At 44.5% G+C, this 21,440-nt stretch carries 20 protein-coding genes; 9 read left to right on the top strand and 11 right to left on the bottom strand.

From position 1 onward, the window contains the following. Nucleotides 1-37 precede the first annotated feature (37 nt). Complete coding sequence (locus ITG09_12575) at nucleotides 38-2,296, bottom strand: tetratricopeptide repeat protein (protein ID UPR51528.1); 2,259 nt, start codon at nucleotides 2,294-2,296, stop codon at nucleotides 38-40. Nucleotides 2,297-2,351: 55 nt separating this feature from the next. Continuing rightward, nucleotides 2,352-3,197 carry an NADPH-dependent 7-cyano-7-deazaguanine reductase QueF gene (gene queF, locus ITG09_12570; GenBank protein ID UPR51527.1) on the bottom strand — a complete coding sequence of 282 codons (846 nt, stop codon included), beginning with the start codon at nucleotides 3,195-3,197 and terminating at the stop codon, nucleotides 2,352-2,354. 131 nt (nucleotides 3,198-3,328) lie between these two features. Here queF and syd point away from each other — a divergent pair, with 131 nt between their 5' ends. From syd to ITG09_12555, 3 genes are all read left to right on the top strand, one after another. Next, nucleotides 3,329-3,874 carry a SecY-interacting protein gene (gene syd / locus ITG09_12565; protein UPR51526.1) on the top strand — a complete coding sequence of 182 codons (546 nt, stop codon included), beginning with the start codon at nucleotides 3,329-3,331 and terminating at the stop codon, nucleotides 3,872-3,874. 4 nt (nucleotides 3,875-3,878) lie between these two features. Then, complete coding sequence (locus tag ITG09_12560) at nucleotides 3,879-4,655, top strand: Zn-ribbon-containing protein (GenBank protein ID UPR51525.1); 777 nt, start codon at nucleotides 3,879-3,881, stop codon at nucleotides 4,653-4,655. 410 nt (nucleotides 4,656-5,065) lie between these two features. Next, on the top strand, nucleotides 5,066-6,271 hold the full coding sequence (locus tag ITG09_12555; GenBank protein UPR51524.1) for a carbohydrate porin: 1,206 nt from the start codon (nucleotides 5,066-5,068) through the stop codon (nucleotides 6,269-6,271). A 109-nt stretch (nucleotides 6,272-6,380) separates the two neighbouring features. On the opposite strand, the gene ITG09_12550 is transcribed toward ITG09_12555, so the two are convergent. The 3 genes from ITG09_12550 to metN all read right to left on the bottom strand — a co-directional run bounded on the left by ITG09_12550 (nucleotide 6,381) and on the right by metN (nucleotide 8,964). After that, nucleotides 6,381-7,190 carry a MetQ/NlpA family lipoprotein gene (locus ITG09_12550; GenBank protein UPR51523.1) on the bottom strand — a complete coding sequence of 270 codons (810 nt, stop codon included), beginning with the start codon at nucleotides 7,188-7,190 and terminating at the stop codon, nucleotides 6,381-6,383. 66 nt (nucleotides 7,191-7,256) lie between these two features. Continuing rightward, nucleotides 7,257-7,940 (bottom strand): ABC transporter permease, encoded by a 684-nt coding sequence (locus tag ITG09_12545; GenBank protein ID UPR51522.1) that lies wholly within the window; start codon nucleotides 7,938-7,940, stop codon nucleotides 7,257-7,259. Next, nucleotides 7,930-8,964, bottom strand: coding sequence for a methionine ABC transporter ATP-binding protein MetN (metN, locus tag ITG09_12540; protein UPR51521.1), 1,035 nt, complete (start codon nucleotides 8,962-8,964; stop codon nucleotides 7,930-7,932). The genes ITG09_12545 and metN overlap by 11 nt, the downstream gene beginning before the upstream one ends. 240 nt (nucleotides 8,965-9,204) lie before the next feature. Here metN and gmhB point away from each other — a divergent pair, with 240 nt between their 5' ends. The 5 genes from gmhB (at nucleotide 9,205) to treC (ending at nucleotide 14,701) form a co-directional block, all read left to right on the top strand. After that, nucleotides 9,205-9,756 carry a D-glycero-beta-D-manno-heptose 1,7-bisphosphate 7-phosphatase gene (gene gmhB / locus ITG09_12535; protein ID UPR51520.1) on the top strand — a complete coding sequence of 184 codons (552 nt, stop codon included), beginning with the start codon at nucleotides 9,205-9,207 and terminating at the stop codon, nucleotides 9,754-9,756. A 116-nt stretch (nucleotides 9,757-9,872) separates the two neighbouring features. Then, nucleotides 9,873-10,208, top strand: coding sequence for an MliC family protein (locus ITG09_12530; protein ID UPR51519.1), 336 nt, complete (start codon nucleotides 9,873-9,875; stop codon nucleotides 10,206-10,208). 91 nt (nucleotides 10,209-10,299) lie between these two features. After that, the gene (treR, locus tag ITG09_12525; GenBank protein UPR51518.1) at nucleotides 10,300-11,244 is read left to right on the top strand and encodes an HTH-type transcriptional regulator TreR; all 945 of its coding nucleotides are present in this window, start codon (nucleotides 10,300-10,302) and stop codon (nucleotides 11,242-11,244) included. A 205-nt stretch (nucleotides 11,245-11,449) separates the two neighbouring features. Then, nucleotides 11,450-12,874 (top strand): PTS trehalose transporter subunit IIBC, encoded by a 1,425-nt coding sequence (treB, locus tag ITG09_12520; GenBank protein UPR51517.1) that lies wholly within the window; start codon nucleotides 11,450-11,452, stop codon nucleotides 12,872-12,874. Between the two features lie 141 nt (nucleotides 12,875-13,015). Next, nucleotides 13,016-14,701, top strand: a complete 1,686-nt coding sequence (gene treC / locus ITG09_12515; GenBank protein ID UPR51516.1) for an alpha,alpha-phosphotrehalase — start codon at nucleotides 13,016-13,018, stop codon at nucleotides 14,699-14,701. A 178-nt stretch (nucleotides 14,702-14,879) separates the two neighbouring features. Here treC and ITG09_12510 read toward each other — a convergent pair whose 3' ends face one another. Beyond that, nucleotides 14,880-15,482 (bottom strand): YitT family protein, encoded by a 603-nt coding sequence (locus tag ITG09_12510; GenBank protein ID UPR51515.1) that lies wholly within the window; start codon nucleotides 15,480-15,482, stop codon nucleotides 14,880-14,882. Nucleotides 15,483-15,829: 347 nt separating this feature from the next. Here ITG09_12510 and ITG09_12505 point away from each other — a divergent pair, with 347 nt between their 5' ends. Next, nucleotides 15,830-17,080 (top strand): serine hydroxymethyltransferase, encoded by a 1,251-nt coding sequence (locus ITG09_12505; GenBank protein UPR51514.1) that lies wholly within the window; start codon nucleotides 15,830-15,832, stop codon nucleotides 17,078-17,080. A 571-nt stretch (nucleotides 17,081-17,651) separates the two neighbouring features. Here the strand turns inward: ITG09_12505 and ITG09_12500 are convergent. From ITG09_12500 to ITG09_12480, 5 genes are all read right to left on the bottom strand, one after another. Further along, complete coding sequence (locus tag ITG09_12500; protein UPR51513.1) at nucleotides 17,652-17,978, bottom strand: hypothetical protein; 327 nt, start codon at nucleotides 17,976-17,978, stop codon at nucleotides 17,652-17,654. A gap of 232 nt (nucleotides 17,979-18,210) precedes the next feature. Further along, nucleotides 18,211-18,402, bottom strand: coding sequence for a DUF4250 domain-containing protein (locus tag ITG09_12495; GenBank protein ID UPR51512.1), 192 nt, complete (start codon nucleotides 18,400-18,402; stop codon nucleotides 18,211-18,213). A gap of 1 nt (nucleotide 18,403) precedes the next feature. After that, entirely contained in the window at nucleotides 18,404-18,607 is a 204-nt protein-coding gene (locus ITG09_12490; protein ID UPR51511.1) for a YaeP family protein, read from the bottom strand. 164 nt (nucleotides 18,608-18,771) lie between these two features. Beyond that, on the bottom strand, nucleotides 18,772-19,467 hold the full coding sequence (locus tag ITG09_12485; GenBank protein UPR51510.1) for a tellurite resistance TerB family protein: 696 nt from the start codon (nucleotides 19,465-19,467) through the stop codon (nucleotides 18,772-18,774). A gap of 189 nt (nucleotides 19,468-19,656) precedes the next feature. Next, entirely contained in the window at nucleotides 19,657-21,372 is a 1,716-nt protein-coding gene (locus ITG09_12480; GenBank protein UPR51509.1) for a proline--tRNA ligase, read from the bottom strand. Nucleotides 21,373-21,440: the final 68 nt, after the last annotated feature.

Genomic DNA, 21,440 nt, shown 5'->3' with positions numbered 1-21,440 from the left:
ATAAGGTCACGACTTGCTGCTCTTAACCGTTCGCAAATTAGTCATCTTTTAGCATTTTTTTGATGTTGTCCTCATTCTGGTACGACGATTGTATTTTTATTAACCCTTGATTAATCGCATGTTTACATGCTTCTCTTATGTTACCAGTTGCAAGGCTTGCTGCCGGTGCATTATCGATAGCTTTTAGATAGACCCATTGGCTAGTGCGCTCTTTGAGACTGATCTCACGAGCTAGATTGGTCGACATTAATAATACGTCGAGCAGCTCTTGATCGTTAATCGCGGTGTATGCGCGAGGCAAAAACGGGTAGTCAGCGATACCCATACGGACCGTTCGGTTGATGTTACGTTCTGGCTCGAAGTCATTCACCCAAGATTGAATCTTTCTGAACATTGCCTCAGGAGATAAATCGCGGTCAGCGTTTGGCTCGATATAAAGCAGGTTCGCATCCGAGAAGTGGTAGACTCGAGCTGGGCCTTCAAGCTTAGATTTTAGGAACTCACCGAAAGCGTCTTCGAGTTCTAGACCGGCTTTGTAACCGTTCTGCGTGTACATATTGCGTAAGAACGGCAAATCAATCATCACGAAGCGTAAACGGTCGTTGAGTGGCTCATGAATCAATTCGCCAAGCTGCCATTGCTCAAAGGTTTGGCTGGTTTGTTCCAATGAATTTGAGAGCTTCGCATTGAGCATTCTTAGGTTAGGAAGCTTTGAACGTGAGTGCGTAAATAGGTCGGTGCGCAGTGAGTCCACTTCTTTGGCTAAGGTTTGAATGATGTAGCCGCGACGCAACACAAAGAAGAACAAGATAATGCTGAACAAGAATAGGGCGAATGATATCTTTTGGAACTTACGATGCTCCAGTTTGTATTGCTCTAGCTCTTGCGCTTGGCCTGCGTAGTGCAGAGTTTGTTCGGCAAATTCTTTCTGTTGACGGAACGCGTCTTCGCCAACACGGTTAAGTTTTTGCTGCTCTAAAGAGACAAGGCTGTTGTACTGCTTAAGGTTTGCCAATGCTTGCTGTGGGCGACCTGCCTGTTCATAACCTAAAGAGAGTAAGTAGTACGAGCGTTGTGACAGGCGCATGTTCTCTATCTGACGTGAGATCTCAAGCGCACGTGTCGCATGCTTTATCACGTCTTCACTTTCTTGCAGATGATAAGCCAAACCTGCTGATAGCAGTGCAGCACGACCTTCCAGTTTCGGAATGTCCGTGTACTCCAACAGTTCGAGGGCACGGGTTAGGTACTGCTCTGCAAGAGGGTAATTATAAAGACGTAAATAGGTTGCCGATAAACTTAGACGAATATCAATGACTTGGTAGATATCTCGGTCAGTACTTTCATGATCCAGGACGTTGAAGAAATGCACTAGGGCAAGGTTGTATTTACCTTGGTAAAAGTACACATCGCCCATTTTCTTAAGCACTTGTGCTAATACTGGAGAATTTTCAAAGTTATCATAAAAATCAGCGGCTTGAGATAGGTGCTCTAGTGCTTTGTCTAATACTTGGCGCTCAAAGAAAAGCTGTGCCAGTAGGCGGTTTACTTTAGCCAAACGAGAGCTCAAGTTGCCTTCTACCGACTTCCAGTAACCATACAACAACTCAGATAGCGCGTGGTTGTACTCTTTGTGGTTCAGGTAAAATTCGCCGACCGAGATGTGGTAATCGATGGTCACTTTTTCAGAGTAACGCTGGTCGAGATAGGTCTTCGCTTCTTGGTAGAACTTTTCCGCTTCATCGATCTTGTTATCGTAAGAGGCGATATCGGCTTTCAACATGATCAAACGATAGGTAATGCCTTCCGTCAGACGTAAGGTTTTATTCACCGATTCTAGGTTTGTTTCAATATTGGCCAGCTCTGCCTTTGCTTTGACGGACTTTCTGTCACTTAGCCAAAGTAAGCGTACTTTTAGGATCTCTAGATCCAGTTTTAGGTACTCAAGCTTATAGGTTTTTGCGAGCTCAGAGGCTTTGTCGATGTGCTGAATCGCAATGCGAATGTTGCCAAGGTTGTACTCGGCTTTCGCTAAGATCTTGTAGGCATCGATGCTGCTGTTTGGCGTTCGAATCGAAGAGTCTGTCTCTTCGCGAGAAATCGCCGAAGGGCTTTTCTCGCGTTGATCAGAAAGGACACGAAGCGTTAGGTAGCTGTTGGCCATTTGTTTTGCTTGGCTCGGCTCGATCTCAACCAAGTTATTGGCTTCATTGAGCAGCGCCGATGAATAGACCGACGCATTAACCGATGTGCTTAAGCTTAAAATAAATAGGCTAACGACGTATAACCAACGCATTTCAATGTCCCTTTAAAGATGAGGTAGGTTCCAATAAGTGTGTGTCTTGAGCCTATTATTGGCGAGCCATACGCTTGTTGTGGCTTGGTCTATCTTGCTCTGTTGAACGGTATGGGTTGATATCCAGACCACCACGACGCGTGTAACGAGCAAATACAGTTAGCTTAGATGGGCCGCAGTATTTCATGATGTCAGTGAAGATACGTTCAACACATTGTTCGTGGAATTCGTTGTGCTCACGGAAAGAAACTAAATAGCGTAGCAGAGCTTCACGGTCAATTTGCTTACCTGAATATGCGATCTCAACGCTGCCCCAGTCTGGTTGGTTGGTGATCAAACAGTTCGACTTCAATAGGTGGCTGTGCAGTGTTTCTTCCACTTCTTGTTCGCCAGCAGCGCCTTCAAGCAGTGATGCTTCAAAGTCGTAGCTAGTGATTTGGATGTCTTGGTTGTCGATACAGTCACCTTCCATCGTTACGATAGGTTGGTTGGTGTAGTCGGTTACTGAGTTTACATTCACAATGACAGTTTCGCCTGCACATGCTGACAAATCTTGGGTCAGTCGCTCAGTTACTTGTTCCCAGTTTTCGAATTGAGTCTGGTTATAGCTGTTTAGGTACAGCTTGAAAGATTTTGATTCAATTAAGTTTGGACTCGTTGCAGGGATGAAAACTTCACCCACGGCCACTTGTGGTAGGCCATTAGTGTTTAGCCACGAAAGTTCGTACATCGTCCAAATATCATGACCAACAAAAGGCAGTTCACCGTTTAGCGCAAGATCATCACGATTCAGGCTACGAGGTACAGGTTGCAATAAACTTGCATCGTATTGGTTAGAGTACTCAGTTTTTTGGCCTAGGGTTAAACCCGCTAGCTCTTTTGCGTCAGAATATTTGCTCATACTTTCGTTTCAAATTCGATTAGAATGGGGTCGATTTTACTGAATCCCCATTACCCTGTCATTAAGTCATCGCCTAATCGACACGGAAAGGGCTCGGATTCTATTTATTATTTTGTGTTTAGGAGATTTTCATGACTCAACGTGCTCAAGACGCACTACTTTCTTTTAGTCAGCGATACGTTGACGCGTGGCAACAGCAACACCAAAGCTTACCTCGCAATGAGGAGTTGGTGGACGTGGTATCGCCATGTGTAGAAGAAAAGAGCGGCGATGCCGTGTTATGGAAGCACTATCCACGTGAGCAGTTCGCAGATTTCACCAACGTAGAAACGGGTATTGAATTGACGCTGCACGAAGACATCAAAACTTTCTACGGTGCGCAATACAGCGCAGACATGAACGCGACCTTCGACGGCAATGAACTGACTCTATTACAGATTTGGAGTGATGAAGACTTCGAATGTCTACAAGAAAACATCTTAGGCCACCTCGTGACTCAGCGTCGCTTAAAGCTAAAGCCTACGGTTTTTATCGCAGCGACCGATGCTGAGCTAGATGTCATCTCTATCTGTAACCTAACGGGCAACGTGATTTTAGAGCGCTTGGGCACCAAGAATCGTGATGTACTAGCCGAGACATTGGCTGAGTTTTTAGAAAAGCTACAACCAGCGGTATAAACAGATGTACGTACTAGAACTTCAATTTGAGTGTTTTGATAACACAACGGTAAGCGCTGTCGACAAGGCTGTTAATGGCTTAATGGATGCACTTCGTTATAACGGACAAGTGCTAGGTCGTGAGTTTCCTATCGTGATGGGGGACGGTGAGTTTTATGTTCGCGTTGTCTGCCCAGAGCAAGACAGCTTGCACCCGCGTAATCACTCAGATTTCGTAAAAGTGTGTTTTGATCGCTTGTCTAACGCGAGCCTGCTTGCGCCGAAAATGCGCTTGCTTGGTCGAGATCTTAACTCTGAAGAAGTAGCTGAAGACGAAGCGCCTAGCTGGCAGGTGCTTTACACGACGTTCGTTCATACTTGTTCACCGCTACGCAGTGGCGACAGCTTGTTACCGATCCCGCTATACCGCAACCCGCCAACCTTTAATGGTGACCATAAAGCCGTGTTGAAATGGCAGACAGAATGGCAAGCTTGTGATGAAGTCCAAATGGGTGGGGGCTGTCGTGCTGAACACGCAACTCTGACTGAGATCAGTGATACCAAAAGTGTGTTGTTCAAACGCGGTTGGGGCTTAAGAGGACGCATTGAATATCTCACGAAGATCCCGACTTATTACTACTTGTACCGCGTGGGTGGCATCAGCTTAAAAGCTGAAAAAGAGCGTAAATGTCCGCAATGTGGTGGCGAATGGCTGCTAGATGCGCCGATCCACGACATTTTCTATTTCAAGTGTGATGACTGCCGTCTGGTATCAAACATCTCTTGGGATCATCTTAAGTAACTCCTAATCCCTAACTCTTAAAGCTTAATTAGCGATTCAAGGTATCGAAGTGTTGATCAATACTTCGATACTTATTCCTCTGTTTTCTCCCTGCTAGCTTCTCGTCTGTTTCTCTTTCTTTGACCGCCATATTGAGCATTAATCAGTATTGGGCTTTGCCAATATTGTCGAACCTATTTCGCTCTTAAATACGCTCATTCTGTGCCGCATGTCTCTCTCTGTAGCCCCCATGTATTCACTGAAATAATTCCACATCCATCAACTTTTGATCATTTCAATAGTTAACTGGATCACAGTAATCAATCAGTTCCCTTTCAATTTATAATCCTCTCAATATAAATGGGATCGATCCCATGGGAATGTTCCCATTTGTAAAAATAACGTAATTCTAGATCTTAAAGGAATGGACGATGAAACTGTTACCTATTGCTGCTGCACTCTCTACTGCTTTACTTGCACCTAATTTATACGCTGATGAAACCACGCCATTGGAGTTTAATGGCTACATGCGCGGCGGCGTTGGCTTGAGTAATGAAGGCGGTTCAAATAGTAAATGGGAGGTGAGTAAAGTTGGACGACTCGGCAACGAAAATGACCTGTATGGCGAGTTTGGTTTTAGAAAAGAAGTGTATGCCGAGGACGACGTTTCATTTTTAGTTGATTCCATGTTGTCGTACTGGCAAGGCCAAGATGAGAACGCCGCGGATAAAAGCGTTGATGTGGTGCAATTAAATGTTCAGGCAGTCGGACTGTTTGGAGATAAGGACATTGGAATTTGGGCGGGTGAACGTTACTACCAACGTCATGATGTACACATCGTTGATAACTACTACTGGGATGTAAGTGGTATTGGTGCCGGCGTAGAGCACATCAATATGGGCCCAGGTAAATTATCGGTCGCTTTGATTCAAGACACCGTTACGGGGGATGTATTTGATGGCAAAGAAACCACAGCCATGATTGCAGACGTGCGCTATGCAGGGATCCCACTGTGGAATAATGCGGATCTTGAGGTCGGCATTGATATGAACTTCGCCAATGAAAAACAAGGTCAAACGGTCGACGCGGATGACAGCGTCATGCTAACGGCAAGCTTGAATCAAAACCTTACTGGTGGCTTCAATAAAACGATTCTCCAAGTTGCTAACTCTGGCTATGCCGAGCAGATGACAACCTTTGGTACCGGTAAGGGCATCGTACGTGATGCAAACAATAATGACGCCGAGGGCTTCCGATTGATTAACTGGGGTGTACTTGCGATTGGTGAGAATATCGAGTTTGGCCACACTGTTCGTTATGCCATGTCGACGGGGGTTGGTGCGAATAACAGTGATGATGAGTCGTTCAGTGCAGTAATCCGTCCGCTTTACAAGTGGGACAAGCGTATGCGTACCATTCTTGAAATTGGCGGCTTTGTGGAAACCATTGATAACCAAGACGGCGTGGGCGGTAAGTTTACCGTTGCTCAGGCTTGGGTTCCGCAAGTGGGTTTCTGGTCACGTCCTGAATTTCGTATCTTTGCGACTTACCTGAATGATGCAGAAAATGACAATGCCTTCGGTGAAGGTAAGAACAGTGAAATGAGTGTTGGTATGCAAGTAGAAGCTTGGTGGTAAGCCGAGCCTTTCTAACGAATTGCGGTAAATAAAAAACTGCCGTAAATAAAAAGGGGCTGACGTTATGTCAGCCCCTTCGGGTATCTATATGATGTTGCAGTTTAGGTGATTACCAACCTTTAACTACGCCACCTTGGAAGATATCAGAAGCTGCGTTGTACACTTCTTCAGTTTGGTAAGCTTTAACGAAGTTCTGTACGTTTTCAGCGTTTAGGTTGTCTTCACGAGAAACGATTAGGTTTACGTAAGGAGAATCTTTGTCTTCAACGAAGATACCGTCTTTTTGCGGAGTCAGGTTGATAGAGCTCGCGTAAGTTGTGTTGATGATAGACAGTGCTACATCATCAAGAGAGCGTGGCAGTTGTGCTGCGTCTAGTTCAACAATTGTTAGGTTCTTAGGGTTCTTAACGATGTCACGAACTGTTGCTAGAAGACCAGCACCTTCACGAAGCTCAAGAAGACCTTGTTGCTCAAGTAGAAGCAGAGAACGACCTAGGTTTGTTGGATCGTTTGGTACCGCAATACGAGCGCCGTCTTGGATTTCGTCTACCGATGTCACTTCTTTAGAGTAACCCGCGATTGGGTAAACAAACGTGTTGCCAGCAATAGTTAGCTTGTAACCACGGTCAGCCACTTGCTGATCTAGGTACGGTGCGTGTTGGAATGCGTTGATGTCGATAGAGCCGTCATCCAGTGCTGCGTTTGGTGTTACGTAATCTGTGAAAGTTACTAGTTCAACATCTAGGCCATACTGCTCTTTTGCTACTTTAGCTGCAACTTCAGCAACTTGTGCTTCAGCACCCGCCATTACGCCAACTTTTACTTTAGAAGTGTCGACTTCTTTGTCACCACAACCTGCTAGTACTAGCGCTGATGCCGCTGCTGCGATAGTAAGTAAACCTTTAAGGTTAAATTTCATAATAATCTCCTTTTAATAAATCTATTTAATTTGGTTCAGACGACTTTGAGTTTGGTTTGTAAGTCGTTATCTGTGGTCAACACGGCGAACTAATGAATCACCGATTGATTGAATAATTTGTACTAGCACAATCAACATCACTACCGTCACAGCCATGATGGTCACATCGTAGCGGTGGAATCCGTAACGAATTGCGACATCACCTAGGCCGCCACCGCCCACAGTACCGGCCATTGCTGAGTAGCTCACCAAAGTCACTAGCGTAATCGTTACTGAGTTGATAATAGTCGGTAGTGCTTCTGGAAGCAGAACCTTATTGATGATTTGTGTTGGTGTTGCGCCCATTGATTGAGCCGCTTCCACTAGACCTGTTGGTACTTCAAGTAGCGCACTTTCGATCAGTCGAGCCACGAATGGGATAGCGCCAATCGTCAATGGAACAATCGCTGCTGTTGTACCGATGAAGGTACCAATCAGCATCTTAGTCAGTGGGATAATCGCAACCATCAGTACTAAGAAAGGCACTGAACGACCCACGTTGACAACCGCACCGAGAATTTTGTTTAGCTTGGTGTTCTCTAACAAACCACCTCGTTTAGTCGTGTGTAGAATCACGCCTAGTGGGATACCGACAGCGAAGCCAACAATGCCCGCGACAGCAACCATGTAAAGTGTTTCGCCTGTTGCGCCTAATAGAAGGTTACCGTTAAGGCTGATCCAGTCAGCAATCTCGTTGAAACTAAAGGACATAACCAAGTACCTCTACTTTTACATTGTTGTCGCGTAGGAATTGAATAGCAGCATTATCATCGGCTTCATTACCGAACAGTTCTGCGACCATCATGCCGAACTTAACGCCGCCTGCGTAATCTAGGTCTGAGCTTAAGATGCTGACATCGATATTAAATTTACGTGCAATTTGCGTCATTAGCGGTGCATCAACGGTTGCGCCAGTAAACTCAAGACGTACCAACGGGTAGCTGCTGTTGACGCGAGTCTCTTGCAAACGTGCTTGGTAATCTTCAGGAATCGTCAGATCCAAGGTTGAGCGAATAAACTGATGCGCTAGCTCTGTCTTAGGGTGAGCAAAGATGTCACCGACTGTGCCTTTCTCTACCAATTCACCGCCGCCAATGATCGCGACTTCATGACAAATGCTTTTAACCACATCCATCTCGTGCGTAATAAGCAGGATAGTGATGTTTAGTTTGCGGTTGATTTCACGCAGTAGCTCAAGAATCGATTGAGTGGTTGCAGGATCCAGAGCACTGGTCGCTTCATCACACAGCAGTACTTTCGGATCAGAAGCCAATGCACGAGCAATCGCAACACGCTGCTTTTGACCGCCACTTAGGTTAGCAGGGTAGGTATCACGCTTATCAGCAAGGCCAACCAGTTCAAGTAACTCGCTCACTTTAGCTTCAATAATCGCTTTATCTTTACCTGCAAGTTCTAGAGGCAGTGCTACATTGTTAAATACAGTACGAGAAGACAGCAGGTTGAAGTGCTGGAATATCATGCCAATGTTACGGCGCGCTTCGCTAAGTTCTGATTTGCTGAGTTTTGTTAGGTCTATACCGTCAACAATCACTTCACCAGAGGTCGGAGCTTCCAACATATTTACACAACGGATCAGGGTACTTTTTCCTGCACCTGAAGAGCCGATGACTCCAAAGATTTGACCTTGAGGAATATGGAGGTTGATATCAATTAAGGCATTGATTTCTTTAGTGCCTTGATAGAAAACCTTGTTGACTTGATTCACTTTAATCATAGGGAAACTCGTGCAGGTAAAACAGAATAATATATCGATAGCTCGTTCGATTTACAGACGATGCTATGGTGTTCTATGATCTAAGTCAATAGATATTTTTACGTCTAGACGGCTAAACATCGATCGTGTTGCTAGGTTAGAAACAAATCGTTAACGAACGCAAAACTAAATAGATAGTGATGAAGCAAATAAAGCGTGTAATAATTAATGATTAATAGAGAGTTGATAGAGAACTGAATTTTGTCTAAACCGGCTGTTTTTTTAGATCGTGATGGTGTGATTAACGTTGATCACGGCTATGTACATGATGAGCATGACTTTGAATACATCGATGGTGTATTTGAAGCGGCGAAAGCGTTTAAAGATATGGGCTATTTACTGGTACTTGTGACCAACCAATCTGGTATTGCTCGTGGCAAGTTTAGCGAAGATCGTTTTCTTTCTTTGACACAGTGGATGGATTGGAACTTTGTCGATAATGGCGTTGAGTTAGATGGTATCTATTACTGTCCTCATCACCCTGAACACGGCATTGGCGATTACAAACAAGATTGTGAATGTCGCAAGCCTAAACCAGGCATGTTCATTTCTGCTCGTGACTTTCTGAAGATTGATATGGCTAACTCTGTCATGATTGGTGATAAAGCTGAAGACATGATGGCTGCAGAAGCCGCAGGTGTTGGCACTAAAGTATTGGTAAGAACCGGTAAGCCAATCACTGAAAAGGGTGAAGCGCTAGCTAGTGTGGTACTTGATAGCATTAAAGATGTACCAGCTTTCTTAAAAGGCTAAGCGTTTATTTGTCACTAAGGTATTTACCTATCACCAGGCACTTACTTATCAATAAGGTTTTCCTAACCTGAGACTAAACTAAGTGTCATTGACTATATAAAGATGAGGAACGAAGTATGAAAGCTATGTTGGTAGCATCTCTATGTACGGTAGCATTAGTCGGGTGCTCTAAATCAGCAGCCCCTGATAGTGCAGCATCGGATAATCAATTCGTGACTTATCAATGTGAGTCTGACGTGTCGTTTGATGTGGCTTACCTTAGTAATGAAAAAGCAGTACTGCGTTTACCTGATAACGAGTACCAATTGACTCAAGTACCGGCAGGCTCAGGAACAAAATACATCTTAGATGATGGCACCTCAGAGATGATTAACAGCATCACTTTGCGTACTAAAGGTGACGACGCACGCCTCGAACTTGGCCGTGTGGTCTATCGTAATTGCCAAAAGTAGGTCATAGTAAGAACTGCTATAATTTACAAACAGTTAAGTGAGGGAACCTACCCTCACTTTTTCTTCTCTTCCCTTTAACGTTAGACTTTTTATGAGCAAAAAACTCACTATTCTCGATATTGCTAAGCTGTCCGGTGTTGGTAAGTCAACCGTATCTCGCGTTCTGACCAATGATCCTAAAGTGAAACCTGAAACCCGTGAAAGGGTGGAAAGAGTAATTCAAGAATCTGGGTACACGCCTTCAAAGTCTGCGCAATCAATGCGTGGTGGCAGTCAAAAAGTCATCGGCGTGATCATCTCTCGTTTAGATTCTCCCTCTGAAAACAAAGCCGTTAGCACCATGCTGGCTGAGTTGTATCGAGAGGATTACGACGTGGTGATCATGGAAAGCCAACTCGATAGAGATAAAGCCAACGAGCATCTTCAGGTTTTAAAGCGTCGCAATGTAGATGGCATCATTGTTTTTGGCTTTACGGATTGTGACATTCCGGCGATCGAAGCGTGGGAACACAAGGCCGTGGTTATTGCTCTGGATACCGAGAACGTAACGTCGATTAACTACGATAACCAACAGGTGATCAATAGTGCGTTAGCGCATCTATCGGATCAGGGGATCTCAGATGTCGGCTTTATTGGTGTTGATCCTAGTGATAAATCAACCGGTGAGCTGCGTCTTAAGGCTTATCTCGATTGGTGCGAAAGCACTGGAGTGATTGCGAACTATCGTACTGGCCAACTTCATCATGAAAGCGCTTATCAGCTGGTGGATGAAGTACTGACTCCTACAACTCAAGCACTTGTTTGTGCCAGTGACACATTGGCTCTTGGCGTGATCAAGCGTCTACAAGAACTACAACGTGAAGATGTGGTTGTAACAGGCGTTGGTGGCAATGATCTTCTCTCTTTCTTGTTCCCTCGTGTATTTAGCATTGATCCTGGCTACCAATCTGCAGGTAAGCTAGCGGCTAATCTATTGATCTCTCAGCTTTTAGGCAATTCAGAGATCTCTCATCACACCCAATCTCCGATTCTATAATCCACTCAATTAAGCGAAATCGAACCGCTTAGATTAAAATTAGAGTGTGATCTCTTTCAATTAATGGGACTGTTCCCATTTTAATTTATCATTCATGCGGGCATTATAATAACCGTAATTGGGAATGTTCCCATAAGTCTAAGTCTTGAGTGGTTATCGCTGCATGGTTTAGATGAGTAATTGAATGAAACCAGGGTGGGGTAGTATGAGTAAGATAGCGAAGCAAGACGTTGCGCGTCTTATCGAGTTAGTCGGTGGCAAAGAAAATATTGCGAGTGTCAGCCATTGTCTGACTCGACTGCGTTTTGTATTGAACGATACAGAGCAAGCGAACAAAGCAGAACTAGAAAAGCTGAAGCTGGTAAAAGGCTGCTTTACGAACGCAGGTCAATTCCAAGTCGTGATTGGCACAGAGGTTGATGAAGTGTACGCACTTCTGATTGAGCAAACGGGTAAAGAGGCGTCATCAAAAGATGAGTCTAAGCTTGCTGCTCGTCAGAACATGAACTTCCTTGAGCGTGGTATCTCCCATTTAGCCGAAATTTTCGTACCACTGCTGCCAGCCATCATTACTGGTGGTTTGATTCTTGGTTTCCGTAATGTGATTGGCGACATTCGCATGTTTGACGGCAAAACCCTCGTTGAAATCAGCCAATTTTGGGCAACCGTTCACTCTTTCTTGTGGCTGATTGGTGAAGCGATTTTCTTCTTCCTACCGGTTGGTGTGTGTTGGGCGACGGTTAAGAAACTCGGCGGAACCCCTATTTTGGGTATCACGCTCGGTGTGACCTTAGTTTCCCCGCAATTGATGAACGCTTACATGATAGGTAAATCGGTACCTGAGGTGTGGGACTTTGGCTTGTTCGTGATTGAGAAAGTCGGTTATCAGGCACAGGTGATCCCTGCGATGCTAGCGGGTGTAGCTCTGGCGTTCATTGAGACTAACCTTAAGCGTATTGTTCCTTCTTATCTGTACCTTGTTGTTGTGCCATTTGTATCGATTATTTTGTCTGTAATTCTAGCGCACGCTTTCATTGGTCCATTTGGCCGTATGTTAGGCGATGGCGTGGCATTCGCGGCTAAAGCGGCAATGACGGGTGATTTTGCGATTCTTGGTTCAGTGGTATTTGGCTTCCTATACGCACCTTTGGTTATCACAGGTATTCACCACACAACCAACGCAGTCGACCTACAACTGATGCAAGACTTAGGTGGCACGCCAATCTGGCCTTTGATTGCGCTATCAAATATCGCACAAGCTTCGGCGGTTGTCGGCATCATCATCTTAAGTAAACGCGAAGGCGAGCGAGACATCTCGGTTCCAGCTGCAATCTCTGCCTACTTAGGAGTTACAGAGCCTGCGATGTACGGCATCAACCTTAAATACAAATTCCCAATGCTGAGCGCAATGATCGGCAGTGCCGCAGCGGCTGCTATCTGTGGTAGCGCAGGTGTGATGGCGAATGGTATCGGTGTTGGTGGTTTGCCGGGCATCTTATCGATTCAACCGCAATATTGGTCTGTTTACTTAATTGCGATGCTGGTGGCGATTGTACTACCCGTTACGTTAACACTGTTCTTCTATAAACGAGCACAGATGAAAGGCGAGCTAGAAACCGCAAACGCGTAATGTATTAAATAAGCGATGACTCCAAAGTGAGCCATCGCTTTTTCTCTTAGTTATAGCTTTTTCTTTTAGTTATAACGGCTATTCGACCATGATTCACATGGTGATTTTTTATTTATATTTTTTGGTAAGTGAGTGTTAGAGATGGCGATGACTGAGCATGATGAAAGTTGGTGGAAAACCGCAACCATCTATCAAATCTACCCAAAGAGCTTTTGTGATAGTGGCAGTAAAGGCACTGGCGATATCAAAGGGATCATTTCAAAACTGGATTATCTTAAACACTTAAGTGTGGATGCAATTTGGTTAACCCCAGTTTACGCATCCCCAATGATCGATAACGGATACGATATTTCAGATTACTACGCGATTAACTCGCAATTCGGCATCATGGAAGACTTCGACTTATTGCTGGCTGAAGCGCACCAACGTGGTATTCGTATCGTGATGGATATCGTTGTAAACCACACCTCAACAGAGCACGCATGGTTTCAGTCGGCACTGGGTGACAAAAACAGCCCATACCGCGACTACTACATCTGGAAAGATTCTGTAAACGGTCAAGCACCAACTAACTGGCAGTCTAAGTTTGGTGGTAATGCATGGGAAATGGATGAGGCGACTGGGCAATACTTCCTACACTTATTCGCCAAAGAACAGGCTGACCTTAACTGGGAGAACCCGGTTGTACGCGAAGAAGTAAAAGACGTCATCAGCTTCTGGGCTGAGAAGGGCGTTGATGGCTTCCGTTTGGATGTGATCAACCTGATTTCGAAACAGCAAGATTTCCCTAACGATGATATCGGTGATGGTCGTCGTTTTTACACTGATGGTCCACGAGTGCATGAATACCTGAAAGAGATCAGCGAAGCGGTATTCCAGAAATACGGTAGCGTGACAGTAGGCGAGATGTCTTCAACGACACTTGAGCATTGCCAGCAGTACTCAAACATTGATAACAGCGAACTATCGATGGTGTTTAACTTCCACCACCTTAAGGTCGATTATACCAATGGTGAGAAGTGGACCAATGCGCCGTTTGATTTCTTACAGCTCAAGTCGATCTTCAATCATTGGCAAACAGGCTTGAACGGCAAAGGTTGGGGTGCACTGTTTTGGTGCAACCATGACCAACCAAGAGTCGTGAGCCGCTTGGGCAACGATCAACAATATCGTGTTGAATCGGCTAAAATGTTGGCCGCTTCTGTGCACATGATGCAAGGCACACCTTATATCTATCAAGGTGAAGAGATTGGCATGACCAACCCTGGTTATACCGAGATCAGCCAGTATCGCGATGTCGAGAGTACCAATATGTATGACATCATGGTGAACCGTGATGGTGTGGCGCATCAAGATATGATGGCGATTCTGGCGCAGAAATCTCGTGATAACTCTCGCACGCCGATGCAATGGAGCAGCGAAGCGCATGCAGGTTTCTCACAAGCTAAGCCGTGGCTAGACGTTGCGAATAACTATACTGAGATCAACGCTGAGCAAGCACTGGAAGACAAAGACTCTGTTTTTTACTTCTACAAGAGCTTGATTGAGTTACGTAAACAAGTGCCAGTGATTACTCATGGTAGCTACAAAGATTTATTGCCTGAGCACCCATCGGTATTTGCGTATTCTCGCGAGACTGATAATCAGACTTTGTTGTGTATTAATAACTATTATGGTGAAGAGGCGGAATGCGTTATACCGGAACGTTTTGATATGAGCAAGGCGAAGAGTTTGTTGTCTAACTATCAAGAGGCGAACACTTCAGTAGCATTACATCATCAAGTTTTACGTCCTTACGAGACTCGTATTCTCTTGATTGAAGGTTAACCTTTTTCATTTTAAGAAGCCTGATTCTTACTCCCCTTAAGGAATTGGACTTTTACAAAGGCTTTGGAGAGCTCCCCAAAGCCTTTTTGCTTAGTTATAGTCTGGATTATCGTACTTTGAGTCTGCAGTTAGAGTGTCGAGTAGCCAGCGACGATAGGCGATAGAACGGGTGTGAACACTAAGACGCGTAGTTGACCGAATAACGAGTAGGCTTGTGATTCATTGCCAATACAATGTTCAACACTGCGGTGCCCAATACAGATACGGCAATTACCCAAGGTGACACAAAGAAGAAGGATGCAAACAGAATACACGCATCAATACCCATTTGGGTTTTACCTACAGAGATACCGTATCGGTCTTGGATAAACAAGCACAGTACGTTGAAGCCACCCAGACTTGAGCGATGACGGAATAAGATCAGCATACCTAAGCCCATCAACAGGCCGCCTGCAACAGCGCAGTATATTTCATTATGAACTTCTAACGAAATCACCAAGTATAAATGATCGGCAAACACAGACACTAAAGCACCAGAAATCGCACTGCTAATAGCAAAGCTACGGCCAAATCGTTTCCATGCCAATAAGTAGAATGGACAATTGGCAACAAAGTACAAAATACCAAAGGTTACAGGCAAGAATTGACTCAAGAGCAGAGCCAAGCCAGTAGTACCACCAGTAAGCAGATTCGCTGACTGTAAAAAGAAGACGCCTAACGCCACTAAAAACGTGCCAGTGAGAATCGCTACCCAATCTTCTTTACGTGAGTGTTTTTCCATCGTTTTTATAATTACCTAACCAATAAAGGCGTGCATAGTAGAGAAAAACCTTAGCTTTCGGTAGCTTGAGGTGCAAAATTAAGGTAAACCTATGTAATCTGCGTTTTACAGGGTGTAAAGCGTAAAATTGACAGTAAGCGTCATCTTTGGTTGGATAAGCTAAATAACCATGATGAATCTTATATGTGATTATGAAAAAACTGCATGATAAAATTGCAATTAGCTCTTTATGACCTAGATCAAATTATGTAGAATGCGTCACATCAAAACGGTGACGGAAACGTTTGCTTTTGGTCGTTGTGTGGTTTTTTTGAAACTTTCAGTACAATCTGAGTCAGGAGATACAGATGCTTAAGCGTGACATGAACATTGCTGATTACGATGCGGATCTATTCGCAGCTATCCAAGAAGAAACTCTTCGTCAGGAAGAGCACATCGAACTTATCGCTTCAGAAAACTACACAAGCCCACGTGTAATGGAAGCTCAAGGTTCTCAACTTACAAACAAATACGCTGAAGGCTACCCAGGTAAGCGTTACTACGGTGGTTGTGAGTACGTAGATAAAGTTGAAACTCTAGCAATCGAACGTGCATGTGAACTGTTTGGCGCTCAATACGCAAACGTACAACCTCACTCAGGTTCTCAAGCAAACAATGCTGTATACATGGCACTACTGAATGCTGGCGATACTGTTCTAGGTATGAGCCTTGCACACGGTGGTCACCTAACTCACGGTTCTCCAGTAAACTTCTCTGGTAAGCTTTACAACATCATTCCTTACGGTATCGATGAAGCAGGCCAAATCGATTACGAAGAGATGGAAGCGCTAGCTATCGAGCACAAGCCTAAGATGATCATCGGTGGTTTCTCAGCTTACTCTCAAGTTTGTGATTGGAAGCGCATGCGTGAAATCGCTGACAAAGTAGGTGCTTACTTCTTCGTAGATATGGCTCACGTTGCTGGTCTAATCGCTGCAGGCGTTTACCCGAACCCAGTTCCACATGCTCACGTTGTAACAACGACAACGCACAAAACGCTTGCTGGTCCTCGTGGCGGTCTTATCCTTTCTAACGAAGGCGAAGATCTTTACAAGAAGCTAAACTCAGCAGTATTCCCTGGCGGCCAAGGTGGTCCTCTAATGCACGTTATCGCTGGTAAAGCAGTAGCGTTCAAAGAAGCTCTAGAGCCAGAATTCAAAGAGTACCAAGCTCGCGTTGTTGCTAACGCAAAAGCAATGGTTGCTGAATTCCTAGTACGCGGTTACAACATCGTTTCAGGTTCTACAGAGAACCACCTGTTCCTAGTTGACCTAATCGACAAAGACATCACAGGTAAAGAAGCAGACGCAGCACTAGGTTCAGCTAACATTACAGTTAACAAGAACTCAGTACCAAACGATCCACGTAGCCCGTTCGTTACGTCTGGTATCCGTATCGGTTCTCCTTCTATTACTCGTCGTGGTTTCTCTGAAGCAGACGCGAAAGCTCTTGCTGGCTGGATGTGTGACATTCTTGATAACATGGGCGATGAGTCTGTTATCGAAGCGACTAAAGCTAAAGTATTAGAAATCTGTAAGCGTCTACCGGTTTACGCTTAATTTTTCTGGCTCAAATAGCTTAATTTCTGTGTCAAAGGTGCTCATTTACATTCGTAAACTCCGCGCCTTTTCCTTGAACTAAAGCTATTTGATTGAAAAATGCGATTTGAAAGGCTCCTGTTGGGAGCCTTTTTTGTTTTTGAGGTACTACGCTGTCGAGCATGCTCACTTACATTCGTGAGCTCCGCGTGCTCTCTTAGAATTTCAAACAACTACTTTGAAAAATAATGATACTAGAGGCTCCTTAATAGGGGCCTTTTTTGTACTTGGAAGTTTTAAAGTTGTTGTCGAGCATGCTCACTTACATTCGTAAGCTCCGCGTGCTCTCCTAGAATTTCAAATGACTACTTTGAAAAACACATTTAAAGGGGCTCATTGAGTCCCTTTTTTGTTTCTAGTTAAAGGTGTTTGTAAACTCCGCGCCTTTTCCTTGAACTAAAGCTATTTGATTGAAAAATACGATTTGAAAGGCTCCTGTTGGGGCTTTTTTGTTTTTGAAGATTGGTTATTGCGGGTACTAAAAAGGGCTGATGTTTGCACATCAACCCTTTGTGGTTTTCTTATGTTGGTTTTATTTTCTGATGCTTAGCAGAGTGCCAGACTTACATTTGAATGAGTAATAATGGCGGCTCTCGTTGAATTTGCCTAAGCCTTCGCCATCACAGTAGTCAATATTGATATCACGCATCACTTCTAGCGTGTCTTCGTTGTTTATCGCGAACTTAGAGCCATCAGAGCAGACAATGCGTACTCTTTCATCATGGCTTACTGAGTAAATATCGACTTCGGTGTTACACAGCTCAAAAGAGGCTTCACGAAAGTTGTCTTGCTGTGTATTTGAAGCGCAACCTGCAGTCAGTGTTGCGGCGAAAACTGCCAAAAGTCCGAGTCTTTTCATTGTTAATCCTTCGCTACCATCAGATTGGGTGATGAGTTTTATAGGCTATTTTAGGTAGCCTATACAACAATACGCTTTGGTTCAAGGAGCGTTCGTTGACTCTAAGATATAAAAGTATAGATGTAGACAGATAATTTATAACTGGCTAACTACATGTTTATCCAATAAGTATCACCAATAAAAAAGACCAACACTGAGGTTGGTCTTTCAAAATCAAGCTTGTTCTAAATGACTATCGAAACTGTTTGGCTTCTGGAAGGAACTCAAAACCAGCAGACGCAAGTTTAGCGATCAAGGCTGCTTTGTCGATCTCGTAGAAGTTGACCACTCGATCCAAATCACCACCGAAGTCGTCACGTAGCTTCATGTTAACGATGCTCATCAACATTACAGGATCCATTTTTTCAAAATTAGCGAGGTTCATATTAGTCCTCGAAATCTGAGATCAGTAGGTTTGCAGCGGCAAATGCTGCACGCTCACGCGCTTCTTTAGGAAGAGATTCATCTGCAGCAAGGTCATTCAATGTTTTTACCGCGCAGGTGATCGCTTTAGGGATATAGCCTTGGTCGCCACTGCCAATTTGAGAATACAGTTCACGCACCAAATCACAACAATCGTATACTTTCATTTTTATACCTAACCAAATGATAACTGATCTCAATATACACATAGAGATAAGCAAAAACAAAGTGGATCTGATCAAGTTCAGAGTTAGTTTGTCCTTGCTCAATATCTCACTTGGTTAGTTCGCCGTTTAGGCTTCTCTTTACTGATTTGTTTGGTACTTACCAATTAGCTAGATACTTGTTGTTCAAGTTGATAGGTGACTTCATCAGCAAGGTTGAGTTGCTTCGCGAGCTCTTTCAGGTACGCCTTTTCCATGAAGTTCTGTTCGTCGGCCACAATCAAAGAAGCTAAGTAGATCTCACTCGCCTGTTGAGGTGACGTTGCTAATTGAGCGATTTCGCTTGGGTCGAGTGGCTTATGCAGTTCTTCAGAGACCAATTTAGTCAGTTGATAATCAGCGCCCATATTCTCGACGGCTTGCTCTATCTTAGCCATCTCTTCTTCATCAACATGGCCATCAGCTTTAGACGCGGCTATCATCGATCGTAGAATGAGCACGCTGTGATTTGCATCATTTTCATCAAACTGAGCCTGCTCGACATTGGGTGTCTGGCCTTGTTTAGACTGATAGTCGTTGTAGACCTTATAAGCGAGAGCGCCAAGTGCTGCTGCGCCACCAATACCAGCGGCTTTCTTACCCATTTTCTTGGTTTTCTTCGAGCCCATTAACGCACTTGAGAGTCCTCCGCCAACTGCACCTGCACCGAAGGCTCCGAGTGTACTTTTACTGCTACCCTTACCATTGCTGCTACTGCCTTGAGAGAGGCTGCTTAAACTCGAAGATCCTTGTGAAAGCTTCTGAGTACCTTGTTTAACGAGATCTGACTTAAGTGCTTGGTTAAGTAAGCTTTTGATATCCATCGATACCTCCAATGTAAGCGGGTCTAAAGAGTTGATGAACCCAATATACGGATTTAAAGATGAACAGGGGATTAACTTACGTTATTTACTCTAGTGATAAAGAGAAGAGAACTTGAAGGGAAACGACAGGTACAAAAAAGGCCACCTAATGGCAGCCTTTCAATGTTTATTTAGTCAGTAATCGGATTACTAAGCTAGTTGAGCTTTAAGGTGCTCGATAACCGTGTCCATTGCGATAGCTTCTTTATCACCAGTACGACGGTTTTTGTATTCGAAGTTACCTTCGTCCATGCTGCGATCACCGATAACGATAGTGTGAGGAATACCCACTAGCTCGATATCTTTAAACATAACACCTGGACGCTCTTTACGGTCATCAAATAGTACTTCGATACCCATAGCTGTTAATTCAGCGTATAGCTTCTCAGCTGCTTCTTTAACGCGCTCAGATTTGTGCATGTTCATTGGTACGATAGCAACTTGGAACGGCGCTAGTGCGTCTGGCCAAGTGATACCGAATTTATCGTGGTTTTGCTCGATAGCAGATGCAACAACACGTGAAACACCGATACCGTAACAACCCATTTCTAGGATTACGCTCTTACCATCAGGACCAAGCACGTTACAGTTCATTGCTTTAGAGTAAGTATTACCTAGTTGGAAGATGTGACCAACTTCGATACCACGCTTAAGCTGGATAGTACCTTGACCACATGGGCTTAGGTCGCCTTCAACTACGTTACGTAGGTCTTCAACTTGAGCAAGCTCAACGTCACGACCCCAGTTAATACCGAAGTAGTGCTTACCGTCTACGTTTGCACCTGCGCCGAAGTCGCTCATTACAGCAACAGAGCGGTCAACGATGAATGGTAGCTCTAGGCCAACAGGGCCAAGTGAACCAGGGCCTGCACCAACAAGTGCACGGATTTCTTCTTCAGAAGCCATCTCTAGTGGAGATGCAACCTGTGGAAGGTTTTCTGCTTTCACTTCGTTAAGCTCGTGGTCACCACGGATGATTAGAGCGATGATATCTGCTTCTACTTCATCAGATGCTTTAACGAATAGAGTCTTAACTGTCTTCTCGATTGCTAGACCGTGTTGTTCTACAAGCTCGGCAATTGTTTTTGCGTTAGGCGTATCAACCAGTTCCATCTCTTGAGTTGGCGCTGCAACTTCTTCAGTAGGAGCTAATGCTTCTGCTTTCTCGATGTTCGCTGCGTAATCAGATTCAGAAGAGAATGCGATTAGGTCTTCGCCGCTTTCAGCAAGAACGTGGAACTCTTGAGAGCCGCTGCCGCCGATTGCGCCAGAGTCTGCTAATACTGGACGGTATTCAAGGCCCATGCGGTCGAATGCTTTACAGTAAGCATCGTGCATCGCTTGGTAAGACTTTTCTAAGCCTTCTTTGTCGATATCAAAGCTGTACGCATCCATCATAGAGAATTCACGTGCACGCATTACGCCAAAACGAGGGCGGCGCTCATCACGGAATTTAGTCTGGATTTGGTACAGGTTTAGAGGTAGCTGTTTGTAAGAGCTGATCTCGTTACGTACTAGGCTCGTTACTACTTCTTCAGCTGTTGGGCTAAGAACGAACGGACGAGAGTGACGGTCTGTGAAACGAAGTAGCTCAGGGCCCATCTTTTCAGAACGGCCAGTCTCTTCCCAAAGCTCAAACGGTTGAACTACGGGCATCAAGATTTCAACGGCACCTGCATTATCGATCTCTTGGCGAACGATATTTTCGACTTTACGCAGTACACGTAGACCAGTAGGTAGCCAAGTATATAAACCTGAAGCTAGCTTACGGATCATACCTGCACGTAGCATCAGCTGGTGGCTGATAACTTCTGCGTCGTTTGGAGTCTCTTTCAGAGTAGAAAGAAGGTAGTTACTGGTACGCATTCTATGGTATCCGTTTCATCATTGATAAAAGAAAATTTGCTGTCGTTCGTAACCACAGCAAATCTGAT

Origin of the sequence: Vibrio cyclitrophicus, assembly GCA_023206055.1 — a bacterium.
Lineage (GTDB): Bacteria > Pseudomonadota > Gammaproteobacteria > Enterobacterales > Vibrionaceae > Vibrio > Vibrio cyclitrophicus_A.
Note: the sequence above shows the minus strand (reverse complement) of the source record. Positions and strands in the feature narration are given on the sequence as shown.

Coding starts and splice junctions, on each gene's coding strand:
- ITG09_12575 (UPR51528.1), bottom strand. CDS start 2,296: ATGCGTTGGTTATACGTCGTTAGCCTATTTATTTTAAGCTTAAGCACA.
- queF (UPR51527.1), bottom strand. CDS start 3,197: ATGAGCAAATATTCTGACGCAAAAGAGCTAGCGGGTTTAACCCTAGGC.
- syd (UPR51526.1), top strand. CDS start 3,329: ATGACTCAACGTGCTCAAGACGCACTACTTTCTTTTAGTCAGCGATAC.
- ITG09_12560 (UPR51525.1), top strand. CDS start 3,879: ATGTACGTACTAGAACTTCAATTTGAGTGTTTTGATAACACAACGGTA.
- ITG09_12555 (UPR51524.1), top strand. CDS start 5,066: ATGAAACTGTTACCTATTGCTGCTGCACTCTCTACTGCTTTACTTGCA.
- ITG09_12550 (UPR51523.1), bottom strand. CDS start 7,190: ATGAAATTTAACCTTAAAGGTTTACTTACTATCGCAGCAGCGGCATCA.
- ITG09_12545 (UPR51522.1), bottom strand. CDS start 7,940: ATGTCCTTTAGTTTCAACGAGATTGCTGACTGGATCAGCCTTAACGGT.
- metN (UPR51521.1), bottom strand. CDS start 8,964: ATGATTAAAGTGAATCAAGTCAACAAGGTTTTCTATCAAGGCACTAAA.
- ITG09_12530 (UPR51519.1), top strand. CDS start 9,873: ATGAAAGCTATGTTGGTAGCATCTCTATGTACGGTAGCATTAGTCGGG.
- treR (UPR51518.1), top strand. CDS start 10,300: ATGAGCAAAAAACTCACTATTCTCGATATTGCTAAGCTGTCCGGTGTT.
- treB (UPR51517.1), top strand. CDS start 11,450: ATGAGTAAGATAGCGAAGCAAGACGTTGCGCGTCTTATCGAGTTAGTC.
- treC (UPR51516.1), top strand. CDS start 13,016: ATGGCGATGACTGAGCATGATGAAAGTTGGTGGAAAACCGCAACCATC.
- ITG09_12510 (UPR51515.1), bottom strand. CDS start 15,482: ATGGAAAAACACTCACGTAAAGAAGATTGGGTAGCGATTCTCACTGGC.
- ITG09_12505 (UPR51514.1), top strand. CDS start 15,830: ATGCTTAAGCGTGACATGAACATTGCTGATTACGATGCGGATCTATTC.
- ITG09_12500 (UPR51513.1), bottom strand. CDS start 17,978: ATGAAAAGACTCGGACTTTTGGCAGTTTTCGCCGCAACACTGACTGCA.
- ITG09_12495 (UPR51512.1), bottom strand. CDS start 18,402: ATGAACCTCGCTAATTTTGAAAAAATGGATCCTGTAATGTTGATGAGC.
- ITG09_12490 (UPR51511.1), bottom strand. CDS start 18,607: ATGAAAGTATACGATTGTTGTGATTTGGTGCGTGAACTGTATTCTCAA.
- ITG09_12485 (UPR51510.1), bottom strand. CDS start 19,467: ATGGATATCAAAAGCTTACTTAACCAAGCACTTAAGTCAGATCTCGTT.
- ITG09_12480 (UPR51509.1), bottom strand. CDS start 21,372: ATGCGTACCAGTAACTACCTTCTTTCTACTCTGAAAGAGACTCCAAAC.